Genomic DNA, 26,101 nt, shown 5'->3' with positions numbered 1-26,101 from the left:
GTCTACGTGGACGGCAGTTGCGAGGCGGACCTGCCGCTCGGGCCCGTGTTCGTAGAGATCTGCAGGGGTTTTGAGGTGCGCCCGTTGCGCACCATCGTCGACATCACTGCAAGCACGGACACTCTCACCTTTGAGCTCGATCGTGTGCTGCGCTGGCGCGAACAGGGATGGGTTAGCTCTGATACGCACGTCCATTTCCTAAGCCCGCAGACAGCGCTGCTTGAGGGCAAGGCGGAGGGTGTCAACGTGGTCAACTTGCTCGCCGCACAGTGGGGCGAGCTATTCACCAACGTCGCCGATTTTGACGGACGCACGACGTTCGGGGCAAAGGATTTCGGCGGCGACGGAGAATTCCTGGTTCGGGTCGGCACGGAGAACCGGATGCAGGTTCTGGGGCACATATCGCTGCTCGGCTATGAAGGTGAGATGATCAATCCGCTCTCTTGCGGCGGGTCCAACGAAGCTGCAATCGGCCATGTTCTGGAAGCGACCATGGCCGACTGGGCGGAGCGCTGCCGTCAGCAAGGGGGGCTGGTGGTAATGCCGCATGCGCCGAACCCGCAGGCGGAGCGTGCGGCCGACATTGTGCTCGGCCTTGTCGACGCCATCGAAATGATGTCGTTCAACCCGCGGACCGCGCAGCTCAGCGCATTTGGTCTCGCCGATTGGTATCGCTACCTCAACATCGGCTACCATCTGCCGCTGGTGGCGGGCTCCGACAAGATGGACGCGGCCGCGCTCCTCGGGGGCTCACGGACCTATGTGCGGTTGGGCGAACGCGACTTCACGTATCGCAACTGGATGGATGCCGTACGCAGCGGGGACACGTTCATCACTGTCGGGCCTCTGGTTGAGATGACCGTTGAAGGACGTCGCCCTGGAGGCACGGTGTCCCTTCCCCGTTCAGGCGGCACCCTCACGATCGACTGGCGGATCGAATCGGTCAGCGTCCCGCCGGCGCGGGTGGAGCTCATATGTAATGGCACGGTCCTCGAGGAGGTTCGATGCGGAGGCTTGTCGTGCAAGGGGCAGCTCTCCCTGCCCATCAACGAGTCATGTTGGATCGCGCTGCGCGTTCGGGGCAGTGTCGCCGGACGCGAGGCCGACATTGCGGCGCACACCAGTGCGGTATATGTCAAAGTAGGCGGAATGCCCATCTTTGCCACCGCGGATGCAGTGTCGGTCCTTGCTCAAATCGAGGGATCGATCGCCTATATGGACACGCTCGCTCCCAAGTCCGACGAAGCGCGACACTCGCGGCTGCGAGCTGCCCTGGAACTTGCGCATCATCGCCTGCATCATAGATTGCACGAACTGGGCGCCAGCCACCACCATGCGCCCGTTCACTCCGTTCACGTTGAACGCGAGCATTGAGAAGTCTCTTGTGCCATTGACGATCGCGCAGGCGGCGCATCGCATGCTCAGCCACCTCTACTTACGGGCGAATAATGATAAGGGGCGAGCAGCTTGCGTCATCGGGTCCTGGGATGCGGACGCCAGCCTCCGGTTCTGAAATAGTTATCAGGACCGTGGCCCGGTCAATGATCTCGACTGCGCCCGCGACGGGCGGGACGGACGCTGGACCGCGGCGGGGCGCTCGATGAGCGCATGACCAGCCGGTACGGCAACACGACACTTCTCGGGACAGGACTTCCGGCAATGGCATTGATGAGATAATCGGCGGCTCCCCGGCCGATTTCTGCTGCCGGAACGCTGACTGTTGTGAGCGGCGGGTCCATTTGCGCTGCCAGCTCCACATCGTCAAATCCTGTGATGGAAAGCGTAGCCGGTACGGCCAGCCCCATCTTGCGAGCCTCTGCCATTGCACCGATGGCAAGCGTGTCGGTGGTGCAGATGACTGCTGTCGTGTCCGGATGATCGGTGAGGAGCTGACGAAGGGCGCTACGGCCCTGGGCAAGCGAATAATCGGCCTTGACGACCTGGCTCGGCTTGAGCGGGAGACCGGCGTCCGACAGCGCGCGCTGAATTCCCTCGAGCCTGGCGCGGGATCTGTCGTTGGACGCGGCGACAACGTTGGCAATCGCGCCAAAACGGACGTGTCCAAGCCTTAGCAGATACTCCGTCATCTCGCGGGTGGCGCTTTCGTTGTCGATTCCGATCGCGGGGATGCCGCCGCCGGCCTTGGCAACATAGGTGGTGATGACGGGTACGCCTGCCTGTTCGATCAGGCTCCTCAGCTCCCGTCCGTGGGAAGCTCCGACCAGCACGATTCCATCGATGCCGCGTTCAATGAGACTTTGCAGTTCCTGAAATTCACGCCGCTGGTCATATTGCGAATTCGCAATGAACAGCGTGTAGCCGCTTTCGCTGAGGCGGTTCTGGAGGGCTTCCACGCCTTCTGCAAAGATACCGAGCGCCAGTGTCGGAACGATGACGCCGACGGTCCGCATGCGTCCCGATTTCAATGCTCTGGCTGCGCTATCGCGCGTGTAGGCGAGGTCATTGATATGCCGCATGACCCTGTCGCGAAGCTCCGGCCGTACGATATCGGGGTGATTGAGAACCCGCGACACCGTCGCCGGCGACACATTCGCCTTCCGGGCAACGTCCTCGATCTTCACGCGCGGCTGCTGCCGGCCTTTGGGCGCGATTACAGGTTTCTTGTCCATTTGCGTTGGTCAACCAGGAGAAGGAGAGGGTCTCCCCTCAAAAGGGTTAAACCATCACGAGCGCTACCTTCTCAAGCCCTGTATGCGGGCCATCGGCGCTATTTTCTGCCCCTCTCATGCACAGATGGAGCGGGATGAAGCGAATCTCATTCGAAAGTTGGTTGATTCGCTTGACTCCGCTTCTCGCACAGCCTAAGTCTGAAATCGATTTCAGAAATCGAGAGCCAACACCTCGATTTCAGGTAAAACCGAAAGCAAGGATGTATGGTCGATCTTTTGAAGGGCATTCGAGTCCTCAGCCTCAATCACTTTCTGATGGGTCCGGTCGGCGTGCAGTTTCTCGCCGACCTCGGTGCGGACGTGATCGCCGTGGAACCGCCCGGGGGGGCCTTTCAGAGGAAATGGGGCGGGGCGGACAAGCGGGTTGACGGCCAATCAATGTTGCTTCTGACGGGAAACCGCAACAAGCGCAGCCTCACGCTCGATCTGAAAAAACCCGAAGCCGTGGTCATCGCCAGGCAACTGATCGCCAAATCGGATGTGATCGCAGAGAACTTCCGCCCGGGTGTGCTCGACAAGCTTGGTCTCGGCTACGAGGATGCAAAGAAGATCAATCCGCAGATCATCTATGCCGCTGCCTCCGGCTACGGTCCTGACGGGCCCTATGTCGATCGCCCAGGCCAGGATCTCTTGATCCAGGCGCTATCAGGACTTGCGATGATCACCGGAAGTCGCGAGCAGGGGCCGCGGGCTGTCGGCGTTTCCGCCATCGATCATCACGGCGCCGCCTTGTTTGCGGCGGGGATCCTGGCTGCCTTGGTGCGGAAGGCGCGGACGGGGCAGGGCTGCCGCGTCGATGTTAGCCTGCTGTCGGCTGCGCTCGACCTGCAGATGGAATCTTTTACCTGCTACCTGAACGGCCAAAGGCCTGACGACGTCCGTCAGCCGGGCCCGGTGGCCGGCTGGTACTACGGTGCGCCTTACGGCATCTATGCGACACGCAATGGGCACATTGCGATCTCTTTGGGATCGCTGGAGGCGCTCTCAGGCGCGCTTGGCCTTCCGGCCGACCAGCGAATTCCTGACGAGGAGGCGTATCGCCGGCGGGACGAGGCCTCAGCCATGATTGCTGCCAACATCGCCAAACGCTCAACCATGGAATGCATCGTCCTGTTCGAGGCGCGTGGAATTTGGCACGCTGCGGTGAACGATTATGCCGACGTCGTTGCGGATCCGCAGATCGCGCATAACAAAAATTTTCAGGTCGTGACCGGCGCGACCGGAGCTCCCATCACCCTTGTCAGCCATCCCGTGCGCTACGACGGCGAGCAGCCGGACGTGCGTTTGCCGCCGCAAAAGCTCGGTGCGCAAACGGAAGAGATTCTGAAAGAGCTGGGCTATGACGCTAGGAAATTGAAGCATCTTTATGAAACCGGCGCCATCGGCGCTGCGGACTCGCATCACTAACGAACAACGAGGATTGTCGAAAGCAGCACGCTTACGTCGGAGGGTCATCGTGATTGGCATAAACTTGCACGCGGCTTTCCCTGCGGTGCTGCTGACGAGGCTTGCTACTCCGCAGAGATGCAGCCAAGCACGATTGGAAGTCTCGTGAACACCAACCGTTCGCGCCAGTCCAGGATCTGTTGGTAAAGAGCTTTAAGTTGCCGCCAGGGCAAAGCCGCGCGGCGAGTATTATGTTGGACCAGAAGCCATGTCGGAAAGCCAATATCTGCCCGCGCGCGAGCGTATGCTGAAGCGCATTGCCGAGACTCGGGACACCGCACGCTCGGGCTTGCCACACTGGGCGAGTGCCGCCGACGGAAAATGGACGTTTACCCCCGATGGTGATTGGACCGGCGGGGCATTTGTCGGTGAGCTTTGGCTCGCGCACCTCGCTGATCGCAGCCAGTTCCCAATCGAAGACGCGCGTGCTGCGCTAAGCCGAATGTTGCCGCGTGCCGAGCGGCTTACGGCCTTCAAGGGCTTCGGCTTCTATCATGCCGGCGCCCTCGGCAGCATCCTGTTCAAGGAAGAAAACGCCCGCGCGGTGGCTCTGACAGCAGCAAGATCGCTTCGTGATATGTTCGATCCACACCTCGGACTGATACCGTTGGGCAGGGATGCCGAGGAGGCGAGCGCAGTGGGAGCTTCCGAGAGCAGCATCGACTCGCTCCAGGCGACAGGCCTGCTCTATTGGGCCGCGGACGAGCTTTCCGATGCCCGGATGGAGGAGGTCGCCAATGCACATATGCGGCGCGTCCTGGAGATCCATGTGCGGCAGGACAATTCAGTTATCCAGTCTTCCACCCTTGATCACACCGGTAAGGTGCTCAGAACGCACACGCACAAGGGATATAGCGATATCAGCACCTGGGGCCGGGCGCAGGGATGGGCGATGCTCTACACCGCTCACGCCGCCATGGTCCGCCCCGACGAACCGCTATGGCGCGACTACGCCGTCCGCCTTCTTGACTGGTGGATCGACCATGTCCCCGCGGATCTCATTGCCTTCTGGGATTTCGACGATCCGGCGATCCCCAACACCAGCAGGGATACTGCGGCCACTGCTATCGCTGCCGCCGCGGCGCTGCGCCTCGCATCCGCACTTGGTCCTGAGGGGGGCGCCAAATATAGATTATTTGCGGAGCGCACAGTTACTCAACTGAGCTCGAAATACCTGACACCGACTGCTCCCGATGACCCGCGCCCGCCTGGAATGCTCACCGGCGGCTGCTTCACCCGAACGGCGATCGTGCGCGATATCGATGCGGCCCAGAACGTCGAGCTGATTTTCGGAAGCTACTTCCTGTTTGAATGCCTTGCCATCCTGACGGATCTGGTGCCGCCTGGCTGGATCTAGAGGCGCGAAAGGCTTCCAACGCGAACAAAGCCTCCAACCAATCTTGTTTGTGACGCCACGCCAGTCAATCTGTCCAAACAGTCCGACGGCATCGGCTCCACTCCTTGGATATTCGCGATGGGCTGATCGAGTTAGACAGCAACTGACTGCCTCCTGTCTGGAATCCTCTACATGAGAAATGCGAAACCCCCCATCTATCGCGGCTTGTTCCCGGTCGCTCCGACGCCGTTTACGGAATCTGGAGATCTCGATCTCGAAGGGCAGCGGCGCGTGCTCGATTGCATGATCGACCAAGGCGTGGACGGGATCTGCATTCTGGCCAACTATTCCGAGCAGTTCCTGCTGTCTGATCAGGAACGTGACCTTCTGGTCGATCTCTGCCTCTCGCATGTCGCGGGCCGCAAGCCCGTCATGGTGACCTGCAGCCATTTCAGCACGCAGATTGCGGTGCAACGCGCCCGCTATGCGGCCGAACGTGGCGCAAGCCTCCTCATGCTGATGCCGCCTTATCATGGTCCAAGCCTCAAGGCGGATGAAGGCGCCATGATCGGGCATTTCGGCCGGGTCGCGGACGCCGCCGGGATTCCAATTATGGTCCAGGACGCGCCGCTCTCCGGCGTTACATTGACGGTCCCGTTTCTCGTCCGGCTCGCTTGCGAGGTGCCGCTCGCCAGATATTTCAAGATCGAGGTGCCGTTTGCGGCTGCCAAGCTCCGCAGTCTGATCGAGCTCGGCGGTGAGGTCATCATTGGTCCTTTTGACGGGGAGGAAGCCATCACCATGATGGCGGACCTCGATGCCGGTGCGAGCGGAACAATGTCGAGCGCGCTGTTGCCCGATTTGCTCCGCCCCGTGCTCGATCATCACAAAGGGGGCAGCAGGCAGGAAGCCGCTCTTGCATATGCAAGGGTGCTGCCGCTCATCAATTTCGAAAACCGCCAGTGCGGCCTGCGCGCCACCAAGAGCGTAATGGCTGAAGGCGGCGTGATCAAATGCGAAGCCGTGCGGCATCCGCTCGAGCAGATCCATCCGGCGACGAGAGCTGGATTGATCGAGCTTGCGCGTGAGCTCAACCCGCTGTCTCTTCGCTGGGGACATTGAGATGCGGGCATGATGCGCCGAGAACAAGCCACGCAGGCAGAACCTGTGTACCCCAAGATCAGGATGTTCATTGCCGGCGAGTGGACGGAAGGGGGTTCGGATCGCTCGGAAAAAATCCTCAATCCCGCAACCGGCCAGCCGATTGGCGAAACTCCTTATGCGTCTCGTGGCGATCTCGATCGTGCGATCATGGCCGCTCAGGAGGGATTTGAGATTTGGCGAAAGGTTTCGGCCTTTGACCGATACAGGACGATGCGCAAGGCCGCCGATCTCATACGCTCGCGCGCAGCCGGCATCGCATTGATCATGACGCTCGAACAGGGTAAGCCGCTCACCGAGTCGAGTGCTGAATCGCTCCTTGCTGCCGATATCATCGACTGGCTCTCCGAAGAAGGGCGGCGCGCCTATGGACGGATCGTCCCGGCGCGCTTTGGCAATGTTGTCCAGCTCGTGACCAAGGAGCCGGTCGGGCCGGTTGCCGCATTTACGCCCTGGAATTTTCCGATCAACCAGGCCGTGCGGAAGATCTCCGCCAGCCTTGCAGCCGGCTGCTCCATCATCGTCAAGGGACCTGAAGAGACGCCAGCGAGCTGCATGGCGCTGGTGCGCAGTTTCGCGGATGCTGGCTTGCCTGCGGGCGTGATCAATCTCGTCTTCGGGGTGCCATCCGAAGTTTCAGATTATCTCATACGCCATCCTATCATCCGGAAAGTCTCCTTCACCGGTTCGACCGTGGTCGGAAAGCATCTCGCAGCCCTTGCCGGCGCCCATATGAAGCGCACCACCATGGAGCTCGGCGGGCACGCGCCTGCCATCGTTTTCCCGGATGCCGACGTCGAGAAAGCCGCAAGAATCTTGTCGGCGAACAAGTTCCGCAATGCGGGCCAAGTCTGCGTCTCGCCGACGCGGTTTCTGGTGCATGACAGTATCTATGAAGATTTCGTCAAGAGGTTCGTTGCCGAGGCCAGCGCGATCAAGGTTGGCAATGGCCTTGAAAGAGATAGCCGGATGGGGCCGCTCGCCAATTCGCGCCGGGTCGATGCAATGGAGACCCTCGTCGCGGACGCTCTCGATTGCGGCGCCCAGTTGCGCATCGGCGGCAAGCGTATCGGCAATACGGGGTACTTCTTCGAGCCGACGGTCCTGACCGATGTTCCACCTCAAGCGCGCATCATGAATGAAGAGCCGTTCGGCCCTGTCGCGCCGATTGCGCGGTTTAAAACCTATGACGAGGTTGTGGCGGAGGCCAATCGACTGCCTTACGGGCTCGCCGCCTACGCCTACACGCGATCCGCCGCAACGATGGCCGCGATCGGGGCCGATCTCCAATGCGGGATGGTATCGATCAATCATCATGGGCTTGGGCTTCCCGAAGTGCCCTTCGGAGGAACGAAGGAGTCAGGCTTCGGTTCGGAAGGTGGCCTCGAGGCAATCGAGGGCTATCTCGACACCAAATTCGTGAGCCAGGCGAGCTAGAACCGGAATACCAGATACCAAACCGGAGCAGAACGACTTCGTTAGTGCCGCCGGATCGCTTCAAGCGCTCCGCCCTTCTCCGCTGGCAGACCGGTACGTCTGCCTCTCCCCAGACTTGAGCCGCTGTCGGAGAAGTCCGGCAGCGGTCCTTTTCTTTGCTGGACCGACACCTTCGTGTTCTTTCAGGCGGGAGCAGAAATGAGATACTTTGTCCGCAGATCAGCGCGGACGGATAACAGCTGCGTGTGCCAAAGCCCTCAAGTATCCGCGCCAATGATAAGCCCGCGAGCACCACGAATATTGGTGCGGTCCAGCATGACCATCGCCTGGAATTTCTCGGCGATGACCATCTCACGCGCAGAAGCGCGCAGATGCGAGCAGGAAGATCGTGGAGAACCGACAGGTCCATGTCCAGTAGACCCGATTCGACCGCATCACCAAAGGCGAAATCGATAATGATTCGGGCCTTGGCAGTATCGACCAATGCGTCGGCGGTGATGCGCAGGCCGCCATACTCAGTTTCCTCGCGAATGCGATTGACCTTGACGCTGTTTGGATCGAACTCCACCCCATCGTATAAGAAACGCCGCTGACTTCTTTGAAGATGCGGACCATGTCGTCCTAGTCATCGCTCTCGATGCCCAGGAAGTCGAGGGGCACCAGGGACTCGTGGAAAAATGGCCCGCTTGGAACCACACCAAGCGTCTACGATCGGGCCAAATGTGGGAGGGTCAGTTCACCTTTGCCTGCGACAACTGAGAGGTTGAGTTCCTGCGCGGCAGCATCCAGGACCGGCACGGAAACGGCACTCTCGCGCGCTAGGCGCACAGCACACTCGATGTCCTTTGCAGCATTTGCAATCGAGATTGCCAGTGCATCTGGTTTCTCTCCCAACAAAAAGGCGGCGAAGGCTTGGAATATTCCACTGTTCGTAGAGCCCCGACTGACCAAAGAGCGTAGTGTTACAAGATCTATCTGAAGACTATCCGCGAATTGGCAGACCTCAGCGGCGACCGCAGCGATGCCCATAGTCATGCTGTTGTAAACAAGCTTGAGCTTGTGGCCGTGTCCGACATCTCCAACATGCATAACGGTCTCGCAAAACGCAGCAAGAATGCGTTCAGCAACGGGAAAGAGTGTTGCATCCGATCCAACCATCGCATTGAGAAGGCCGAGCTCTGCTTGCTCGGGGCTTCGTGTTACTGGAGCATCAATGAAGCTAAGACCTCGTCTTTCCGCCGTTTTGGCCAATGCAATGGTCGATGCGGGATACGAGGTCGTACAATCAATTATCAAACCTCCTCGGCACATGTTAACAAACAGTCCATCGTGATCGAGGCACACCGTCTCAACTTCGCGGCTGGACGGTAATGACAACACCACCACACTTACATGCTGCGCCAACTCAGCGATCGACGCATGCTCGCGGGCCCCTGCATCCATCAGGCGATCAGCACCGAACCGGTTCTTGTTGACTTTGATGTGGAGTTCGTTTTGCTGACGCAGCAGGCTGATCCCTATACCTGTTCCCATGCGCCCCGCTCCGATAAGCCCTATGCTCTGCTTGATCGTTTTGGGAGCCGGGTTCGCTGACGATCCCTTGCTCATGATTTAGTATTCCGAAAGAAGCCATGGCTTTGTAGGATCGGCAACAGCTCGTGATGGTTGTTGATGGTGTAATCTGGACGCGCGGCTTGCAGGCGCGAGGTCGAAACAAATCCTCCGGTAATGGATATGCTTGTCAGCCCGAGACTGCGTGCAATATCAGTCTCGACGGGCATATCGCCGACGATGAAGGTTGACGACGGCTTTAGGTTGTGCCTGTTCATATAAAGGCGAAGCCGCTCTCCTTTGCTCATCGATTTGTATTGCGTGGCGCGGCTTTCAAAGGCGAGCACGTCGGTGACGTAGTCATCCACTCCAAGTCTCCTCAGCTGGAACTGTAGAGGCGCGACTATGTGGTTGCTGAGGATGATGAGTAGAGCAGATTCTCGGCGCGCTAACGCGAGCACTCTGCGCGCCCCCTCACGTAAATCGGCTTTATCCGCAAGAGGCTCGTACGTGTCGTGAAACAGTGCGCCTTCGTCACGCTCCACCGCCTCAACCTCCTCCTGCGACATTCCGAGGCTACGATAGAGACGATCGAGGGGAACATCACAATGCTCTCGAAAGGTGTTTATATCGATGCTCGGACGACCAAAGCGGTCCAAAATTACATTGGTCGTTTCGAGCAGCGCGTATGTGTCATCGAGCAGTGTTCCGTTCCAGTCAAATACGAGAGCGGGCTTCATGATGCTGACCTCAGACGGGGATTGACAGGAAGAGCGGCCAGCAAAGCTTTCAAGTTTCTGTCCGCGCGCTGACGTCCAGCGGGGGTCGGCATCTCCAACGTGAAGGGCGACAAATCGATGCCCTCTAGCCTGTTGGCCAATATGGATACAAGGGCACGGAAGGGCAGATAAGTGATGGTGGCTGCTTGGATTGCCGTCGCAATGTTGCTTTCAATAATTTTGAGGGCTGGCGGATCCATCCTGTGGAAGCGAAGACTCTGGGCGCGTAGTTCGGGCGGCAGTCGCTTCAACGCCTGCCAGAATGCGAGCTCATCTAGCGTATCAATACCCATGCCGTAGTAGTGTGGAGCAACTATAGGCGGCGAACCAATTGCCCAATGTACGGCTTCGGCTCCAGCGGCAAGGAGCATCATTGTGACGGCTTGGCTGGTATCACCTCGAATGAGGGCCTCATCGACAACTATGATGGTCCGTTTAGCGACGGCAGAGTCCGACACGAGATACTTCTGAGCAATGCGAGATTGTCGGGCCTTGGGTCTGCCCAGGAGCGTTCGCTCAAGAAATTGCGCTGCCACTACGTCACTACGCTCGGCGAGCACGCCCTGTTCGGCGAGAGAGTCAAACAGACCATCGGCGTACGGCCCCCCAGTCTTTGGCATGGAGGACACGATTGGTGGCATCAATAGTGGGTCTGCTTGGACTCGCTCCGCAACGATTCTCCCCAAGGCCAGCCCGATGTTGTGACGGGTCTGGCGATGTGAATGGCCCTCAACCGATGTGTTCGGACTTCCCAAATAGAGAGTTTCGTAGGCGCAGAGTTTGGCCTTACATCCTCGGCTGTTCAGGATATGGTCAACGCTGCGGCCGGACTTGGCGTCCACGCGCCGTATGCTCCCAGGCAAGAGCTGCTGGGTCTCGCCTTTCAAGCCAGCGAAGGCACAATTTTCGGAAGCAAAGAGCAAGAATCCATTGCTTGCCCGCATAGTCTCCAACGGTCGCAAACCGCTTCGATTGCGATATGCAACAAGATCACCGTTCATATCTAGCAAAAGCGCGGAAATGGCACCATCGATACGATCATCAAGCTCGCGAAAGATAGCCTCGTAGTCCGCGGGCAAGCCACGACGCCAATATTTTCGTTCGCAAGATCGTTCAATCCACCTCAGCAAGAGCTCGGCGTCCGTGTTGGTATCTATCAGTCGTCCCTGGGCGAGCAATTCGCTCCTGAGTTCATGAGCGTACACTAAGGCGCCGTCCAGAGAAATTGCAAAATGGCGGCTGGGAGTTGACTGCACATCGCCGTCACCCCGAGTTCCACAGGATCCGCTACGGATCTGCGCGATTGCAACATGAGGCCGAAAGCGCGGCTCCTGTTCGATTCCGTCAATGCGCAGGGAATTATCGTCCGATTGAAACGCCCTTCCATGTCGGATCCCACGCTCTTGCATGAAAGCAGAGACCGCGACACCTGCTTGCCCACGGAGTGCAAGTGTCGGAATCATTTTCTTCAGCTGATCAACAACACGCGACCATGGTTCGCTTGAAGCGCAGAGAAACGCACCGGCGACACCGGACATATAGTCACCCACTTGTTAAGGAGCCGATCTGGCGGGGCGCCTCGCATGGCTAATGTGCCTATGAAGGCGGAAGTTCGCTTGATCCTTAAGCAAGCGTCGTACCACTCCTTTGAAAATACTGGCTGGCACTTCTAGAGCGAGGAGAATTGGAAGACGAGCCACTCTAGCCACTCAGTTGAGTGCTGTGCCTCGTTCAGGCCCTCACACGATGTTCAAGATGCTACGACTGTGTGCGAAAAGCGCCACACCGGAGCGAGAAGGTGCGAGTGCTTGAAGTCGGTGAAAGCCTTCTGATCTTCCGCTCATTTCCTTCCATTCTGCGGGCAAGCCACCAAAGCGGGTCCTTACGGACGACCAGCATTAGAAAAGGGCTCCGAGCAGGCCTGGTAGCGACGCGTTGGTATTTTCGTGTTTTGCGAGTAAGACCCGGCAGATGATGCAAAGCGACCCATTGCGCGATTGCCGATACCGAGAGCCGGGTCCCGGACAGCCGAAGTGCGCACGTCCGTCTGCGGGACAGAGTAACGAATGGACTTATAGGCAACCTAGCCCCTCCGTTCTTTGGCCAACTCACATTTGGTAGCCGCTGTGCGCACACTGCTACGAACAGGCTCTCTGGGGTAGCGAGCGCCTGACCGATCTCGCGGCCCGATGTTTTCCTGCCTTACCCTAATCAATCTCAGGGGGCGAGTGACGAATAGAACGGCTTTGTCGATCTCAACCCCCACAGAGTGAAAACCGTCCTTCTCACGCCATTGTAATCTTCGCTTCCATTTGGCTTACATATTGACCCTCTATCATCAGCTTGCATGGTGCATGATTGTCTGGAAAGGTCGCGACATCTTAACGCGCGTTTTCAACGCGTACCAGATCAACTACTAACACTGGTGATTGATCAGGCACCAAAATTCCTGGCGATGACACACCGTGCCGCCTGCGCGGATCGGGCGCCGATGCACCTTGAACGAGTTTGGCAAGAGCAACTGCAATATGTCACCGTCAACGCTCTGTCGCGGCGCACGTGCCTAGTCCTCACGTTTGCGAAATCCTTAGCCCGAGGTCATTCAAGTATCCACGTGCCGGCTGCAAAACGCTTCGCAAGTAGGAGGATGGCAGGGGCCCGCATTTTGCAAGCAGTCCAGCCGTTCTATGCAGCGTAGTCGAGCCAAAAGAGCCGTCAGTTTGATGTTGAGCCACAATAGTCGCACCAAGCACTCAGCATGGAGCGACGGGCGATTAGGCTGTCGGCTTTGTGTAGGGGGCTGTGTCGGTGTAGGTGAGATCGCCAGCCTCGCCGAATATGGTTCGATGGCTAGACCGCGAGAGTACGGCGGTCGCGAGCTTTGGCTCGCTGCTCGAGTGCGACGACCGAGGAGGTCACTTGCAGTCAGACTCGATATCGTTCTGTTTTACAGAGCGTGTGCCCGGCGCCCAGGACGTGGCGTCGGGTTGTGCTTTTGGCGGGCATGAGTTTATCGATCTCGCAAATGACGAGATCTTCCAGTCACTCTCATTAGCGCACGAGAGGGCGACGGTTACTGTCGATTCTGGGGCGAGCGGCGTCCTGGATCCCATTGGCCTCATGCCGCTCCGCAAAGCTATTGCGGAAAGGCTCGCCGCCCAGACAGGCTTTGATTGGAGTGCGGAAGAGATCGCAATCACTGCCGGCTCAAAGGAAGCGCTGCTTTGTGCGGGCCTGGCTGTCCTAGAGCGGGGCGACGAAGTTATCATTATCCGCCCCTGGCAACCGTTTGTCCCAGCACTGGTTCACGCCGCTGGCGCAGTACCAGTGTTCGTCGACGCTCAGCGCCCACGATATACTCCTGATGTCAACTCAATCCGAGCTGCCATTACATCGCGGACTAAAGCGATGATTATCAATTCACCCAACAATCCGACGGGCGCAGTCTACAGCCGAACAACATTGCAGGAGGTCGGCGAGCTTGCTATCGAATTCCGAATATGGATCATTTCGGACGAGCGCTACTCAAGATTGGTATTCACTGGTTTACACCGCCATGAGTCGATCGTTGTGGCGCACCCCGCCGTGCGATCGCGAACGATCATGGTCAATCCATGTTCACAGGCGCTGGAGATATCAGGCTCTCGCTTGGGTTATTTCGCGGCTCCAAGGGCCATCGTTTCCGCCGCTAGAAAGCTTCAGGGCTATGCAGCGATGATACCAAGTCGAGAGGCGCAGCAGGTTACGCTGAGCCACTTTCAGGTCGGCGGCCGTATTGAGCGGGAGACATACCAACGGCTTTTCGACGCTCGCGACATAGGTCTTAACATCCTTTCTAATCTACGTGATGTAACGCCACCTCGTGCCGACGGGGCATTATTCTTCTATCTTGATCTGAACAGGCTTGCATCTGCTTTGAAGGACGAAGGTCGCGTTGGAGTGACGGATGATGTTGCAAGCTGGCTCCTGAAGCAAACTAACGTGGCTTGCGTTGCGGGAGACGCGTTTGGCGACGTCAACGGTTTGCGACTCTCATTCGGCGCCCCTCCGGGGGCATCGGCCATCGGCCTGACGCGCGTCGTTCAGGCGCTAAATAGCCTTAGGATCAAATAACGGCCGGTCCAGTTCCAGACGAAAGGCATGGTTGTGAATATCTGCGCTTCAGCTGATGACTTGCACTCGGCAATGTAAGCAGCTCCTATGTCCGTTAACGGCGAGCATCGGTCGAATCGTAACGTCAAAGACCGCATGTCGTCGCCGCCTTAGGAGGTCACGTCTCGTGATCTGGTCGACGATCTCACCATCCGGTAAAGAGTTCCGATGCACTCGTTCGCTCGACGTCGGAGAAGGCACAAAGGGCCGCAGGTCGCACGCACGCAAATTGTCGCCGTAGGCGGGAGTGCTTGGTCCGAAACTGAACGCGTCCGGTGTCACGAATCGGTCAAGTCGCTTCCAACTCCGACTTTGATCAGACAATCGCCAGCGATTCCACTGATTGGAACTGGCCCAGAGCGTGCATCGTGACAGATGGGAGCCCATCTGAGTCTCGCGATGAGCAACAGTTGCGGCGCCTTCAAGTCGAGTGGATCACCGGCATTAGGTTCGGAGACAGTATGCGCATCTGCGGTATCAAACTGACCCATGACGGAGCAGTCGCCCTTATCGAGGACAGACGGCTTGTCTTTTGTGTCGAGCAGGAGAAGCGGGGCAATAATCCGCGATATCAAAAAATCACCAATCTCGATGCGGTTGTTGTCGCCTTGGCAGAGCACGGTTTAGATCCGCGGGACGTTGATCGGTTCGTCATCGACGGATGGTGGGGCGAGGTTGAGTCACAATTTGAGGTTTTCAGTGGGACTGCGCCCATTACCCTTAAAGGGGCACCGTATGTTGAGGGCGATGCCGAAGGCCTCCTCATAGCGCACGACGGATCTGGGCTGATGCTCAACGAGAGCGCTTTCCCTTATAAAAGCTATCCGCATGTCACAGCCCATGTGGCTTCCGCTTTTTGTACCAGCCCTTTCGCCAAGGCCGGGCAGCCCGCGTTCTGTCTGGTGTGGGACGGCGCTTCCTTTCCACGTCTCTACCATGTAGAGCGCCGCGCCGCCAGGTTCCTCGAGTGCCTCTTCCCGCTGATCGGGCATGCTTATGCTGCCGCGGGCTATCACTTCGGACCATACAAGCAGACGAACCGGACCAAGTGGGACCTCGGTGTTGCGGGCAAGTTGATGGCCTACATCGCGCTCGGTTCAGTCGATGAAAGCATTGTCGAGGTGTTTCAGGAGCTCTACGAAAAGCACTTTAGCACGTTTACGGAGCCAGTCGGTCGTTGCAGCGAGGACGCCGCGCTTGAGCCTGTCCACGAGTTCCTCGATGCCAGCGCGCTACGGTTAAAAGCCAAAGCCCCCGAAGATGTGCTTGCATCCTTTCATTGGTTCCAAGAGCGTCTGCTCGTTACCAAGCTCGCGAGTGCTATACAGAGACATTCGAGGCTTCCCGCGCGCAATCTGTGCATGGCCGGCGGTTGCGGTCTCAACATAAAATGGAATAGCACACTACGAGCTGCCGGCTTGTTCGATGCTATCTGGGTGCCACCCTTTCCGAATGACAGTGGCTCGGCAATAGGTGCCGCTTGCTCCGCATTAGCGGCGGACCAAGGCTTTGTACCATTGGAATGGTCCGTCTATAGTGGTCCAGCCGTGGAACGAGGCGACGTGCCGCCCGGATGGGACGGCTCACCATGTAGCATGCGTGAACTTGCAACGATTCTCGCCAGCAACAAGCCCGTCATTTTCCTTGCCGGCCGCGCGGAGCTTGGACCTCGGGCTTTGGGTAGCAGAAGCATACTGGCCGCGGCGACATCGCCGCGAATGAAGGACCGTCTCAACGACATCAAACTTCGCGAGCACTTCCGGCCGGTAGCGCCAATATGCCTGGAGGATCGTGCGCCGGATATTTTTAGTCCTGGAACGCCAGACCCTTACATGCTCTTCGAGCACCTAACACGAGCAGAATGGCGGGCCAAGATCCCCGCTGTTGTGCATCTGGACGGATCTGCTCGATTGCAGACTATTTGCAGGACCTCTCAGCACAAAATCGCCGAACTTCTCGTCGAATACGAGGGCCTCACGGGCATTCCGCTACTATGCAACACAAGCGCCAATCACAATGGACGCGGGTTTTTCCCGAATGCGGCATCTGCCTGCCAGTGGGACCGCGTTGACCACGTGTGGTGCGATGGCGTGCTGTGGACGAAACGCGCGGGCGGAGACTCAGTGCTGGCCAACGACATCTTTCTCTCTCAGCGCGCGGAGGCGGAACCGTACGCCAAAGATCGGATACCTCCCGCCAGAGGCCGCCTTGTTTGACGAATGCGATCGCTGCAGGCCTAGGGGTAACGAAGAAAGGTAGGGATCGAGACCAAAGCAATCCGTTTTCTGCTGAAGACGTGGCCGCTATATTCCGTCAAGCTCCATGGAGAGGATGCAAGGATTCCGAAAACAGGATCGAGGCCGGTTCGCTCGTCTATCACGACGCATTGCACGTCGTACCGTACCTCGCGAGATACACTTTCGGGCGCCGAGAGGAGCTATGCGGCTTGGACGTCGATGACGTTCTCGAAGAGAATGGAATTCCCGATATCTTCATTCAGCCGAACGAGCACCGAGCGCTGAAGAATCTGCAGTCGATGCGGCGAGTGCCGCTCATAAGTGAAGTTCTCCGACTTGGGTTTCTTCAATACCACTCCGCCATTAAAAAGCTGGGCCACAAGCTTTTATTTCCGGAGCTGCGAGCGGCCAATGACCGGACTCGGCGACACGTTCTATGGTGATTGGATCAAAGTGCCAAACGTCGCGGTGCCCAATGCCGCCGAGCAGAAGGTTTTCCATTCATTTCGCAAAAGCGGAGGCGCTGATCTGAAGCACGCTGGCGTGGCTTCTGAACTCCGCGCCGACATACTCGGCCATGGCGGCGACAACATTACGGAAGAGCGATACGCCAGTTCGGCCAAACTCAAGCAGATGTTGGAAGCGCTCCAAAAGCTACCAATCGTGACCGATCACATCCGATTCGAGAAGGTTCGATTGCTAAAGCAGGTTTCGCGAAAGCGGATCCGCCGTTCGGCCCAACCGAGACGGCGAGGCATGCTGCCGTAACGGTGGTGTCAGCTTTCTTCAAACAATTTGATCGTCTTCATTCTTGATCGAGAAAACTCCCTGTCGACGGCCTCGCGGCTTAGCCATTCGTCAGGGTCGAACCAGCCGGCGGCGCCAAACAGCCGGAAGAAGGGAAGTGCGACGCGGCGAAGCGCTTCAAAATAACTGTCTCGGAGCAGCCCCCACTCGATGGCTATGGTCTTCACAAAGCGATCATCGGCCATGCCGCCGCCGCCAGCCGCATGCCGGAAATGGTCCCACGCAAGCATTCGGCCCTTCAAGCCACGCCAATCCATCCGGACCACGACTTGGATCACGCCGGGAGTTTCCTGCCCGACAAGACGGGCATGAGCGAGAAGCGAGTGAATGACGATCAAGATCCAGCCCGCCGTCAGATGAGGCGGAATTGCCTCCGCCCCAGATCGCCGCCAATCGTCCCGGAAAGACTCGACGCTGACCCCGATCCCGCATTCGTAGATGCGCCAGTAGTCGTAGATGCGCCAGTAGTCAAAGGCGCTACTGATCAAGTCGGTGTTTTCGACGCGCATTCCTTCCAAGTACACCATCTCCTGGCCCGCTAAAGTAGATGAGCGGATCTGCGGCGCCCGCTCAGGCACGTGCAATGGCAGGAATGAGTTCCAGCCGTAATGTGCAAGGCGATGCATTTCGATCGATACGCGTTCATTCACCGCACGTGGATTTGAGATTTCGACGAGGTCGCCGTCGCTACCAACGAACGCCTTGTCCGCCAGCAGTCGGGTCTGTGCAGTAAAATCTTCCGCCGTGTCATCGACGGCGATCCGCAGGAGATTGGCCGCGCGCTCATCAGGCTTCGATTGCCGGGCGAGCGATTGCCGCAAGACGTTGCCTAAAAGGTCACTCCGATGCGTGAGACAACGATCGAGCAACGTATTCCAGTCGTCTGCTCCGCGGATAGGCGCGCTCTCCGGTCCCGGTGCCCGAATATAGATTGTCCCCTGCGACACGCCGACAGGGCGATTCCGGTTGTCCTGTGGTCCGTCTGCGATCGCAATGACAGGGCGCGCTCCGTGTGAGGGAACCACGACAACCGGATACGTAACCCTTTCATGCACGACGTGCTCGACGAGAACCGAGGATCAAGGTATTTTCTTACGATTCCTGTGATTGCATCCTGGCTGAACAGAGCGAGATCCAATTCCGTTGCTCCGAGGGGAGTCCTCGCCTTGTCATCCACGCCAAAAACCAAATACCCGCCACCATGATTGGCGAGGGCGGCCAGATGCCGGGCTAGTTTCGCCCGTGTCTCATTGTCCCTCGGGTCCATCCAGGCTTTGAATTCAACATCAAGATTCTCGTTTGTTCGCGCCAGGAGATCCGACAAATCATAGGAGGGCATGGTTCGTTCCTGCTTATCGCGGCGGCAGAACTGGGCATCTCGACGAGGACGTGAGCTCGCTTATTCCGCCGCAGCTCGCCCGAACCGCGTTCGGACATTACGGAGCACTTAGGCCATAGCGACTGGATCCAAGGCCAGCCAAAGTTCTCAGCTAACACCGCGGAGCCGGTATCGACTGTCATCCACGCGACCTTCCGAGGGTGGTCGGGATCCCCTTTCGCCCTCCTCGCGGAAGGATTCGGCGAAGGATTCGGGCGGCGAAGGTAGGATTAGTTATCCAGCGAGTATCGCCGCTCTCTCTTTTGAAATGCTGCTGCGCCGCCCTCAAGTATCCGACACACCTGCTGCCGAGTACTTTGTGTATCTGCGCAATCCTCCAAAGCGCCGGCTGCGTAAGAGAAGGACGGTAAACCGCCGTTCTCTTTTACGCATTGAGCGACAATGACTTGCTCGGCGTCCGTGTTGACGACTAGATTCGGGTTGTGTGTGATGAGAAGGATTTGCCGCCGGAGCTTGGCTCTTCGAAAATAGCTCGCCAAGAGGCTATAGATGGATTCGTTGTCAAGGTTCTCTTCTGGCTGATCGATCAGGAGCGGTCGGGTATCCTTCTGGTCCATAGCAAGGTAAAGGATAAGCAGGACGATACCCTTCGTTCCCGGCGAGAGATTCTCTAACGGAGTGCCATTATAGCTAAGTCCATAGGTGAGGCTGATGTGATCCGTGGAGTAGAGCCAATCGAAAAATTCGACGGCGGTTTGGCTGGGTTTAAGATAGTCACCCACCGTGGCACCGGCTTCACCATACGGCGCGAGAAATTTGTCCAATCCAGCCTCCAAATCAGAATGGCTGCCCGATCTCCAAGCCGGCTCTAAATGCTCGGAAGCAGCTGCGGTCATGTCGTCTAGGGTGGGGTACGGCAATCTCTTTCTTTGATTGAAGAGCCGTATCCCCTTCTCGATCCAGCCATCGAGATCGACACTTAGCCGTATCGCGAAATCCAGATGTCTCTCCTGCTGCTCTCCCAAGCTCAGGTGCTGCTGGAGCGGCTCGTATAGCTGAGCAAGGACCGTCCGCTCTTTTTCCAAGGTATCGAAATAAGAGTAATAGGTTGACCGTCGTTGTGCTCGAAGCGAGGCTAATTGCTCGCTCTCTGACCCTTCAATCGTATCGATTTCATTTCGCACGCGACGTAAGTCGATATCTAGTGCTGCTATTCGGTTCTGTAGCTCGACAATGCGCTTACGTTTCGCCTCATCAGCGGTTGTGAGATCACTAAGTTGCTTCACCCGGGCTTGGTGGAAACGAAGCGTTCCGACGGTCGGATTAGTCGGGTCACCCTCCAGCCGGTCAATCTCTGCTTGCAATTCGGCATTTCGCCGGTTGATGGGCCCGGTGGGGTCATTCGCAAAACGAGGCTTGAAATCACTCCAGCGATCTTCGGGTATGCCGAGAGCCTTAAGTTCTGGAGTTATGCCATTCCAGAACCGGTCCATGTCGCCCTGGAATGCTGTGATCCTTCCTTGTAGCTGATCGAGCCTCAGCACCTTCTCTCGCTCAGTCCCTACCAGGTCGATGAGCGTGGCCGAGGCATCCCGTTCGGTCTGGAGCTCAATAGCAATTTTCGCCTCTTCGTCAGAGGCGGAAGGAGGGACTTGCGACACCACTCCTTCGCGCTCCTTCATGAGAGAGGCTTCCTTGGCTCTACGTCCGGGAATGCTTAGGCGGCGACTGTAAAGGTCACTAATCTGACGGTGGAGGCGGCGCAACTCCTCCTGCAATCTTCGCTGTTCAGCAACGATTCCAGCTGTGCGTTTCTCTCGCAGGTCGTGAAAATTCGATGCATTCAGAGTCTCGGTAGGGCTTAAGTAAGAAAAAATAACAGCTTCGATCTCTCTAGTAAGCTCCCCACTAGCCGCATGATCGGCGCACAATCGCTCAACGAATTTCTGGGAGAGATATCGCACCTCGTTTTTGTCGGATGCTGCACCTTTTGCAGAGACGTCGACTATGGCCTCACGACCATCTCCCCAGATCAGCCCGATCGACATCCCCTTGATGTGCTGGCGGGCCCGATCGATAAAGGAGTCTCTATCTCCGTCTTGCCAGCTACCGGCCGCGTACGCGATGAGATCATTGATCGCTGATTTTCCCATGCCCTTTTGCCCGATCACCGCAACCAGCCCAGGATTGAAGGGATAAGTTACGGTACCGAACCAGTCAGTGCCGGAAAGCTTTACTGCGGCGAGGGTGCGAGACTTATCATGTAGGGTCGGCGGTTCTTCTCCGATCCACACGCGGTCTTCAGGCTCATAGATTACTTGGCGGAGCCCTTCGAATGTGAGGTCAGCCTTTATCCAGCAAAATCGATTGTTGTCCGGTTTTAAGAGCTTCTCTAACGCGTGCGCGTCCGATCCATGGATGCATGGCTTGGGACTGCCGTAAACGCTGATAGCTTGCCCTTCATAGGTCTTTCCCAGCCAGTATTCTCTGTCAGCAGGATTGCCGGAGAAAATCGTGTCGGAAAAGCGATAGAGTTCCTCTCTAAATGCTTTGAATCCGTCGTCGTGCTGAATGCCGCTGGCGCCGTCATTGCTGCCAACCGCGATTGCAACGATTGAGTTGCGTCGTAACCACCCCTCATCCTTGAGCCACGCTCTGAACTTGTCAAACTCAACCTTGAATTGATTGACCCCTTCACGGAGTGCTGCCGTATCGCTGGCTATCTCCGGTTTGACTGCTTTCCCCAAGGCAATCAGCTGAGCATGTTGGCACGAGTAGGTCCGGTGGTTAAACTCTATCGAGAGCCGCCCCAGAGCATTGTCAATTTCGTTTTCATGGTTTGGATCGTCAGGCGATATCAGCAGATGTATGTTGATTGCCCTACCGTCGCGCGTCTTTGGAGTAATCCGAAACTCGACATTCGGGAACATCATACTGATGTTTGCAAGCCTGCCGTCCGCCTTGAACTGAAGTATTCGACGATAGTTGGCGATGCTCATGTAATCGGTTATTCCGAGCACATGAACGTCGCTCTGCGTCTCAAGGGCTGCTAAGTAGGGGGGCCACCCTCCGACAAAATTGTCAGCAAGAATGCTGCCCGGAGTGTGAATGTGAGGATCCCATCTTCTCCAAATCGAACCTACTTCGAAGCTCAAATTGATACCCCCAGCAATATGGGGCGCCGACTCCGGTACCATGCCGGTGACATCTTCGTTCGACAACCCCGAAAATAGATTAGCAGGCAGGCGCGCAACTGCAAGTGGAGCTAATGCCTCAGAAGCGACCCACCACTTAAGTTTGGCGCGCAATAGTTAGCTAACTTGGCGCTCCCCTTGTGCCGCCCCCTCCAGCAGCGGCATATCGAGGCTCGGGATCTCCGGCATCGATTTGCCGGCAATGGCCTGCAGGTCACCAACCATTCCAACGGTAGACTCGATCACGGAAAGGATCTGGGTCTCGCGCTTAGCCCACTGGCGGCCCATGAATTTGCGCTCCCTGTCCAAGTCCTCTCGCATGTCATTAAACTTCTCGACAACAGCTTCCACCCGCTGCCGAAATTTGATTCCAGTCAGATACTGATAGACCTGCTCCATTTTGGTTTGCTGTCCCTGTTGCGCCATTCGCGATCCGCTGACTTCGATGAGAGTCTGACGGAGTGCGACAGCAACGGGTAATGCGTAGCGCGGGTGCGCAACCCACACCCCGTCCATCAAGTCGAAGTGCTCGATGTGCTTCCAGGCGATCCTTGCCGAAATTGGTTTGAGTGGGCACCGCCGCCCCAAGGCGCGCTTTCACGATGTCTCGGGCTAGCTCTCCGATCTTCTTGTCTGCCGCGACAAATGCTTCAATTGTGGCTTCGTGCTTCTCCGCGAGAAAACTACTGAGAACCTCGTCCTGGTTTACAATAGCTTCGGCAATCCAGCGCGCATAACTGATCGAGCAGGTCGGCTACTGCGAGCACGCTCGCTCCGTCAGTTGTGACCTGCCTAACCAGCTCCGACGCTGTGCAGTTGCCGCAGGCGATTAGATGGCCAACGGAAGTCGGAGCGATGTCGTCGAGCACCCGGTGTTCCATGTTGCGTGACCGGAGATGAAAGCATCGGTTCCCGGCCTGGTATTGCAGGTCCCTGCGGAAGCGGATCGGCAATTTGGGAGCTGGGCTCTCGAGCATATGCTGGTCAATCATGCGCTGCAGCCCCTCGCGGAACTCGTCAGGCGTCCTGAAGAAGCGTTCACTCAAGACGCGGTAGCCGAGAGGCCAGCGTTTGCTACCCGGCACCGGCGTCACCAATTGTAAACGCCCCTGCAGCATATTTACGAGAAAGCCGGAAACACAGGCGATGGTCGTGTGATCGCCCTCCAGCAAGGCGATTGCATCATCTTTGTTGGCGACCCTAAGTTTCTCGCTCCGCTCGCGCGCGCGCCCAGCAAAAGCCTTTGCAGTCAGCGCCTCCTTGCCCTGCAGGACGAGTTCGACACCGATCAGCTCCTCAGGCGAAAACGCCATGTGAATCTGGTCGAGATGTGTTGTGCTCAGCGCGGAGAAACGATTTGTCACGGTGCGATAGCGCTTGAACAGTTCGAGCACGCGCGTGGTGAGCGCGCGATCCCTGATCGGGGCCGCCGTCGTTGTTTGTGGCAATGCGCCCGTGATCTGATAGTAGTCGAATAGAAAGCGGTCGTAGTGTGGGTTGTCCATAGGCTCTGTGGCCCAGTAGCAGAAACCAGTACGGGCAGCCGAACCAAACATCTCGCTCGCGATACCGACCACACCGCGCCAAAGCGCTGCATGCTCTTCGCTATATTCGTAATAGCCTTTGAAGCGGTCGGCCGAGAGGCCGCAGAACCAACAACCGACGGAGCAGCCGTCGCTCAGCTCGAAAGCGATGATCGGGTACGTGACCGACGCCGCCGTTACGCCCAATTCGTCGTTGCAGCGCCGGATTTGGCGCTCGCGCCAAGCATGAAAGCGAGAGTTGATCGTCGACATTTCGCCCTCTTCGCGCAGGATGCCGCGATGGCGCAACATCTCGCAGATAAACTCGTCCCACATCATAGCCAGGGGCCAGGGCGTAGACTCCGGCTTGAAGCGGTGTTTCAGGTAGCCGCCGCGCCAGAGCGGCAGCATCTTCATTGGGTCAACTTCGATGCCGTAGCGCTCTGTTACCGCGCGAGGAGAATCAACGTTCTCCGAAAGCGCCCTGCGGAACTCCAAGTCACAGCCAGCCGCTCCATGAAGCGCTTGATGTGTGACAACGTGCGCAGTTGCTCGGGGGTACGCCGGTCAAAGATCTGTCGGCAGTGTTCGGTGGCAGTGTGCGTCATACGGTGCGGGTGCGCCCTAAAGCCGCATCTCTAGGCCTGAAAGCAATGATCTCACGCCTGACGAGGCGTGATTTCAGTTCTCTTCGCACCGGTTCGTCTCCTTGAGGACGAGCCAATGCGATCAGAGCTGAAAACATGTCAGGCCGCGACCGCGACAACAACTACAATAAGCAAAACGATAGCGACCAGGTCACGGCCGGCTTCCGCGGCTTGCACGGCGCTCGTGGGTGCCTCCGACGATGAACTAGCCAACGCAGTGGTATGCACAATGCTGCTCAAGCCCGCACCGCTTAAATCCTGCCTGCCGCCGACAATCGCGTCGACCTGCATCAACTCGTGTCGGCCTGGCGCTCGGATGCTGCTCCTAATCTCGTCAACCGTGAAATCGTAGCCGTGACTTCTTCCGACCGCTACAATCGGTGCAAGACCTGTAGCACTCTGCTTAAGGTTTTCGAGCAGACTACCCTCTTTCGTTAGATTCTTGACAAACCGTTCTACCTCAGCCTGCGACATAGCCGGGCCTCTGCTGTTGCTACCTATCCGTCGCCTTGGAAGCGATCGGTGATCATGCCGTAACAAAGCAATCCGCATACCAAACTGAAGTTGCCGCTTTTGCGCTTTGTCCGACCGTGCGTATCGTCAACTTGCCGACATTGGTCTCGAACCTAACAAGCGCTCAGTGTCGAAGTCGCCGCTGAAATGTCCGCTTCCTCCAAGCTCGCCCTGACACGAGCGCCATCTGCATCACGCTGAGCGTCAATAGCAGCCGGGACAAAGTTGGCCGTTCGTATTGCCTCGCCTGAGATGAAACACGCCGCTTGATCGATGTAGCTCCGGTTGTCAGTCGGAGGTTGCATCATGACGCGCAGGATCGGAGGCGCCGGGGACGTCGCGAAGTGCCCATTACACGCAGTGGCAGCCGCAGTCCCGGGATCACCGGCACGGCCGCTCCTTTAGCCGTACGCGGGATGATCGGCTCGGCCGCTTTGCGTCTGAGCGATTTCGTTCTTCATCTAATTAGGTGAACAGTTCGCTCCGCGCTTGCCGGAACTCTCACGTAGGTCGCGCTCTCGTCTGTTCTCGCGCTGGCGCGACTATGATTAGCGGCCCGAGCATGGCTCAAATTGTAAGGCAGAACGACTGGTCGCGAGTAGAGATCGAAATTCACATGTTCGGTGCAAGACTGGGTCTGGCCGCGGTCCGCATCGCCTGGACCTCCTAACCAGCTTTACCGCCAGATGAATGCGATGCACGACGCAAATCTGCGCGCCGACTGCGAGGTCGGGCGGAATGAGACGTTGCTCGGAGATGATCGCATCAGACGTGGCAGATGCGGCCGCCGGTTTATCTCCCTTGCTTGACCTTTGTCAGCTTCTCGAAAGCCAGCCTCTTTAACACTCGAACTTGGCCTCTCGATGACGAAGCCACCCATGTCTGAATTCGTGACGAACTTCAGCTCACTCCCTGGGGGAGATCTTCAAGTGGCCTTTGTTCTCATAATAGAAAGGGGAGCTTTATGGATCCGAACCCGATCGATAATGCCCGTTCACCAGAATCACCAACGGCGCACGTCTGGACACAGGAAGATCATGATTTGTTCAGTCAGATCATAAATGAAGCTGGACCGATCATCATCTGCCGCACCTGAGGAAGCGGTAGATGTCTCATTTGCCGGGACTGAAGATAGTTGCCGCTCTCGTTGTGGAGCAAACAGTTCTCCGGCTCCGCCAGCAGATAGGGCACCGTCTGGCAGCCATGATTTCCAGCGGCAACACTCAGACCGAGCACCTCTTCGAAAGTCGTGCCCGGAACAACGAGCTCAGGCGAAAGATCACAGATCT

Annotated in this window: 19 protein-coding genes and 1 pseudogene; 8 read left to right on the top strand and 12 right to left on the bottom strand. The window is 57.6% G+C overall.

Features of this window, described 5'->3' with window-relative positions; all coding sequences use genetic code 11:
• The first annotated feature begins 6 nt into the window (after positions 1-6).
• Positions 7-1,374: a CehA/McbA family metallohydrolase gene (locus IQ16_RS46890; RefSeq protein WP_244636010.1), complete on the top strand. Its 1,368-nt coding sequence runs from the start codon at positions 7-9 to the stop codon at positions 1,372-1,374.
• A gap of 164 nt (positions 1,375-1,538) precedes the next feature.
• Here IQ16_RS46890 and IQ16_RS37025 read toward each other — a convergent pair whose 3' ends face one another.
• Positions 1,539-2,630 carry a LacI family DNA-binding transcriptional regulator gene (locus IQ16_RS37025; RefSeq protein WP_018645249.1) on the bottom strand — a complete coding sequence of 364 codons (1,092 nt, stop codon included), beginning with the start codon at positions 2,628-2,630 and terminating at the stop codon, positions 1,539-1,541.
• Positions 2,631-2,894: 264 nt separating this feature from the next.
• Between IQ16_RS37025 and IQ16_RS37020 the strand changes: the two genes are divergently transcribed.
• The 4 genes from IQ16_RS37020 (at position 2,895) to IQ16_RS37005 (ending at position 8,070) form a co-directional block, all read left to right on the top strand.
• Positions 2,895-4,097 (top strand): CaiB/BaiF CoA transferase family protein, encoded by a 1,203-nt coding sequence (locus IQ16_RS37020; protein ID WP_018645248.1) that lies wholly within the window; start codon positions 2,895-2,897, stop codon positions 4,095-4,097.
• 247 nt (positions 4,098-4,344) lie between these two features.
• Positions 4,345-5,493 carry a glycosyl hydrolase gene (locus tag IQ16_RS37015; protein ID WP_145832049.1) on the top strand — a complete coding sequence of 383 codons (1,149 nt, stop codon included), beginning with the start codon at positions 4,345-4,347 and terminating at the stop codon, positions 5,491-5,493.
• Positions 5,494-5,664: 171 nt separating this feature from the next.
• Entirely contained in the window at positions 5,665-6,594 is a 930-nt protein-coding gene (locus tag IQ16_RS37010) for a dihydrodipicolinate synthase family protein (RefSeq protein WP_018645246.1), read from the top strand.
• 9 nt (positions 6,595-6,603) lie between these two features.
• Entirely contained in the window at positions 6,604-8,070 is a 1,467-nt protein-coding gene (locus IQ16_RS37005) for an NAD-dependent succinate-semialdehyde dehydrogenase (protein WP_370126336.1), read from the top strand.
• 705 nt (positions 8,071-8,775) lie between these two features.
• Here the strand turns inward: IQ16_RS37005 and IQ16_RS37000 are convergent.
• The 3 genes from IQ16_RS37000 to IQ16_RS36990 are packed head-to-tail and all read right to left on the bottom strand — an operon-like array spanning position 8,776 to position 11,938.
• Positions 8,776-9,678 (bottom strand): NAD(P)-dependent oxidoreductase, encoded by a 903-nt coding sequence (locus IQ16_RS37000; protein ID WP_049813052.1) that lies wholly within the window; start codon positions 9,676-9,678, stop codon positions 8,776-8,778.
• The gene (locus IQ16_RS36995; protein WP_018645245.1) at positions 9,675-10,361 is read right to left on the bottom strand and encodes an HAD family hydrolase; all 687 of its coding nucleotides are present in this window, start codon (positions 10,359-10,361) and stop codon (positions 9,675-9,677) included. The genes IQ16_RS37000 and IQ16_RS36995 overlap by 4 nt, the downstream gene beginning before the upstream one ends.
• Entirely contained in the window at positions 10,358-11,938 is a 1,581-nt protein-coding gene (locus IQ16_RS36990; protein WP_244636006.1) for an amidophosphoribosyltransferase, read from the bottom strand. The genes IQ16_RS36995 and IQ16_RS36990 overlap by 4 nt, the downstream gene beginning before the upstream one ends.
• Positions 11,939-13,319: 1,381 nt before the next feature.
• Here IQ16_RS36990 and IQ16_RS36985 point away from each other — a divergent pair.
• Together IQ16_RS36985 and nodU are read left to right on the top strand one after the other, a co-directional pair.
• Positions 13,320-14,513 carry a pyridoxal phosphate-dependent aminotransferase gene (locus IQ16_RS36985; RefSeq protein WP_158646963.1) on the top strand — a complete coding sequence of 398 codons (1,194 nt, stop codon included), beginning with the start codon at positions 13,320-13,322 and terminating at the stop codon, positions 14,511-14,513.
• 500 nt (positions 14,514-15,013) lie between these two features.
• Positions 15,014-16,768 carry a nodulation protein NodU gene (gene nodU, locus IQ16_RS36980; protein WP_080584113.1) on the top strand — a complete coding sequence of 585 codons (1,755 nt, stop codon included), beginning with the start codon at positions 15,014-15,016 and terminating at the stop codon, positions 16,766-16,768.
• 221 nt (positions 16,769-16,989) lie between these two features.
• On the opposite strand, the gene IQ16_RS45340 is transcribed toward nodU, so the two are convergent.
• The gene (locus IQ16_RS45340; protein ID WP_157789185.1) at positions 16,990-17,169 is read right to left on the bottom strand and encodes a hypothetical protein; all 180 of its coding nucleotides are present in this window, start codon (positions 17,167-17,169) and stop codon (positions 16,990-16,992) included.
• A gap of 31 nt (positions 17,170-17,200) precedes the next feature.
• Here IQ16_RS45340 and IQ16_RS36975 point away from each other — a divergent pair, with 31 nt between their 5' ends.
• A complete protein-coding gene (locus IQ16_RS36975) occupies positions 17,201-17,557 on the top strand; it encodes a site-specific integrase (protein WP_038958510.1) in 357 nt (118 codons plus the stop codon).
• 8 nt (positions 17,558-17,565) lie between these two features.
• Here the strand turns inward: IQ16_RS36975 and IQ16_RS36970 are convergent, their stop codons facing one another.
• The 7 genes and pseudogenes from IQ16_RS36970 to IQ16_RS46880 all read right to left on the bottom strand — a co-directional run bounded on the left by IQ16_RS36970 (position 17,566) and on the right by IQ16_RS46880 (position 26,099).
• Entirely contained in the window at positions 17,566-18,417 is an 852-nt protein-coding gene (locus IQ16_RS36970; RefSeq protein ID WP_038958511.1) for a hypothetical protein, read from the bottom strand.
• An 8-nt stretch (positions 18,418-18,425) separates the two neighbouring features.
• Positions 18,426-18,935 carry an AlbA family DNA-binding domain-containing protein gene (locus tag IQ16_RS47715; RefSeq protein WP_038958512.1) on the bottom strand — a complete coding sequence of 170 codons (510 nt, stop codon included), beginning with the start codon at positions 18,933-18,935 and terminating at the stop codon, positions 18,426-18,428.
• Between the two features lie 269 nt (positions 18,936-19,204).
• Complete coding sequence (locus tag IQ16_RS46885) at positions 19,205-22,132, bottom strand: TrlF family AAA-like ATPase (protein WP_018645242.1); 2,928 nt, start codon at positions 22,130-22,132, stop codon at positions 19,205-19,207.
• A gap of 114 nt (positions 22,133-22,246) precedes the next feature.
• Positions 22,247-22,669 (bottom strand): annotated as a pseudogene (locus tag IQ16_RS36955) (DUF2130 domain-containing protein); the annotation flags it as partial.
• Between the two features lie 143 nt (positions 22,670-22,812).
• A complete protein-coding gene (locus tag IQ16_RS36950) occupies positions 22,813-24,150 on the bottom strand; it encodes a radical SAM family RiPP maturation amino acid epimerase (RefSeq protein WP_100214047.1) in 1,338 nt (445 codons plus the stop codon).
• 248 nt (positions 24,151-24,398) lie between these two features.
• Positions 24,399-24,773, bottom strand: a complete 375-nt coding sequence (locus IQ16_RS36945; RefSeq protein WP_018645240.1) for a Nif11-like leader peptide family natural product precursor — start codon at positions 24,771-24,773, stop codon at positions 24,399-24,401.
• A gap of 1,089 nt (positions 24,774-25,862) precedes the next feature.
• A complete protein-coding gene (locus IQ16_RS46880) occupies positions 25,863-26,099 on the bottom strand; it encodes a hypothetical protein (RefSeq protein WP_244636008.1) in 237 nt (78 codons plus the stop codon).
• Positions 26,100-26,101 lie beyond the last annotated feature (2 nt).

Origin of the sequence: Bradyrhizobium huanghuaihaiense, assembly GCF_007830635.1 — a bacterium.
Lineage (GTDB): Bacteria > Pseudomonadota > Alphaproteobacteria > Rhizobiales > Xanthobacteraceae > Bradyrhizobium > Bradyrhizobium huanghuaihaiense.
Note: the sequence above shows the minus strand (reverse complement) of the source record. Positions and strands in the feature narration are given on the sequence as shown.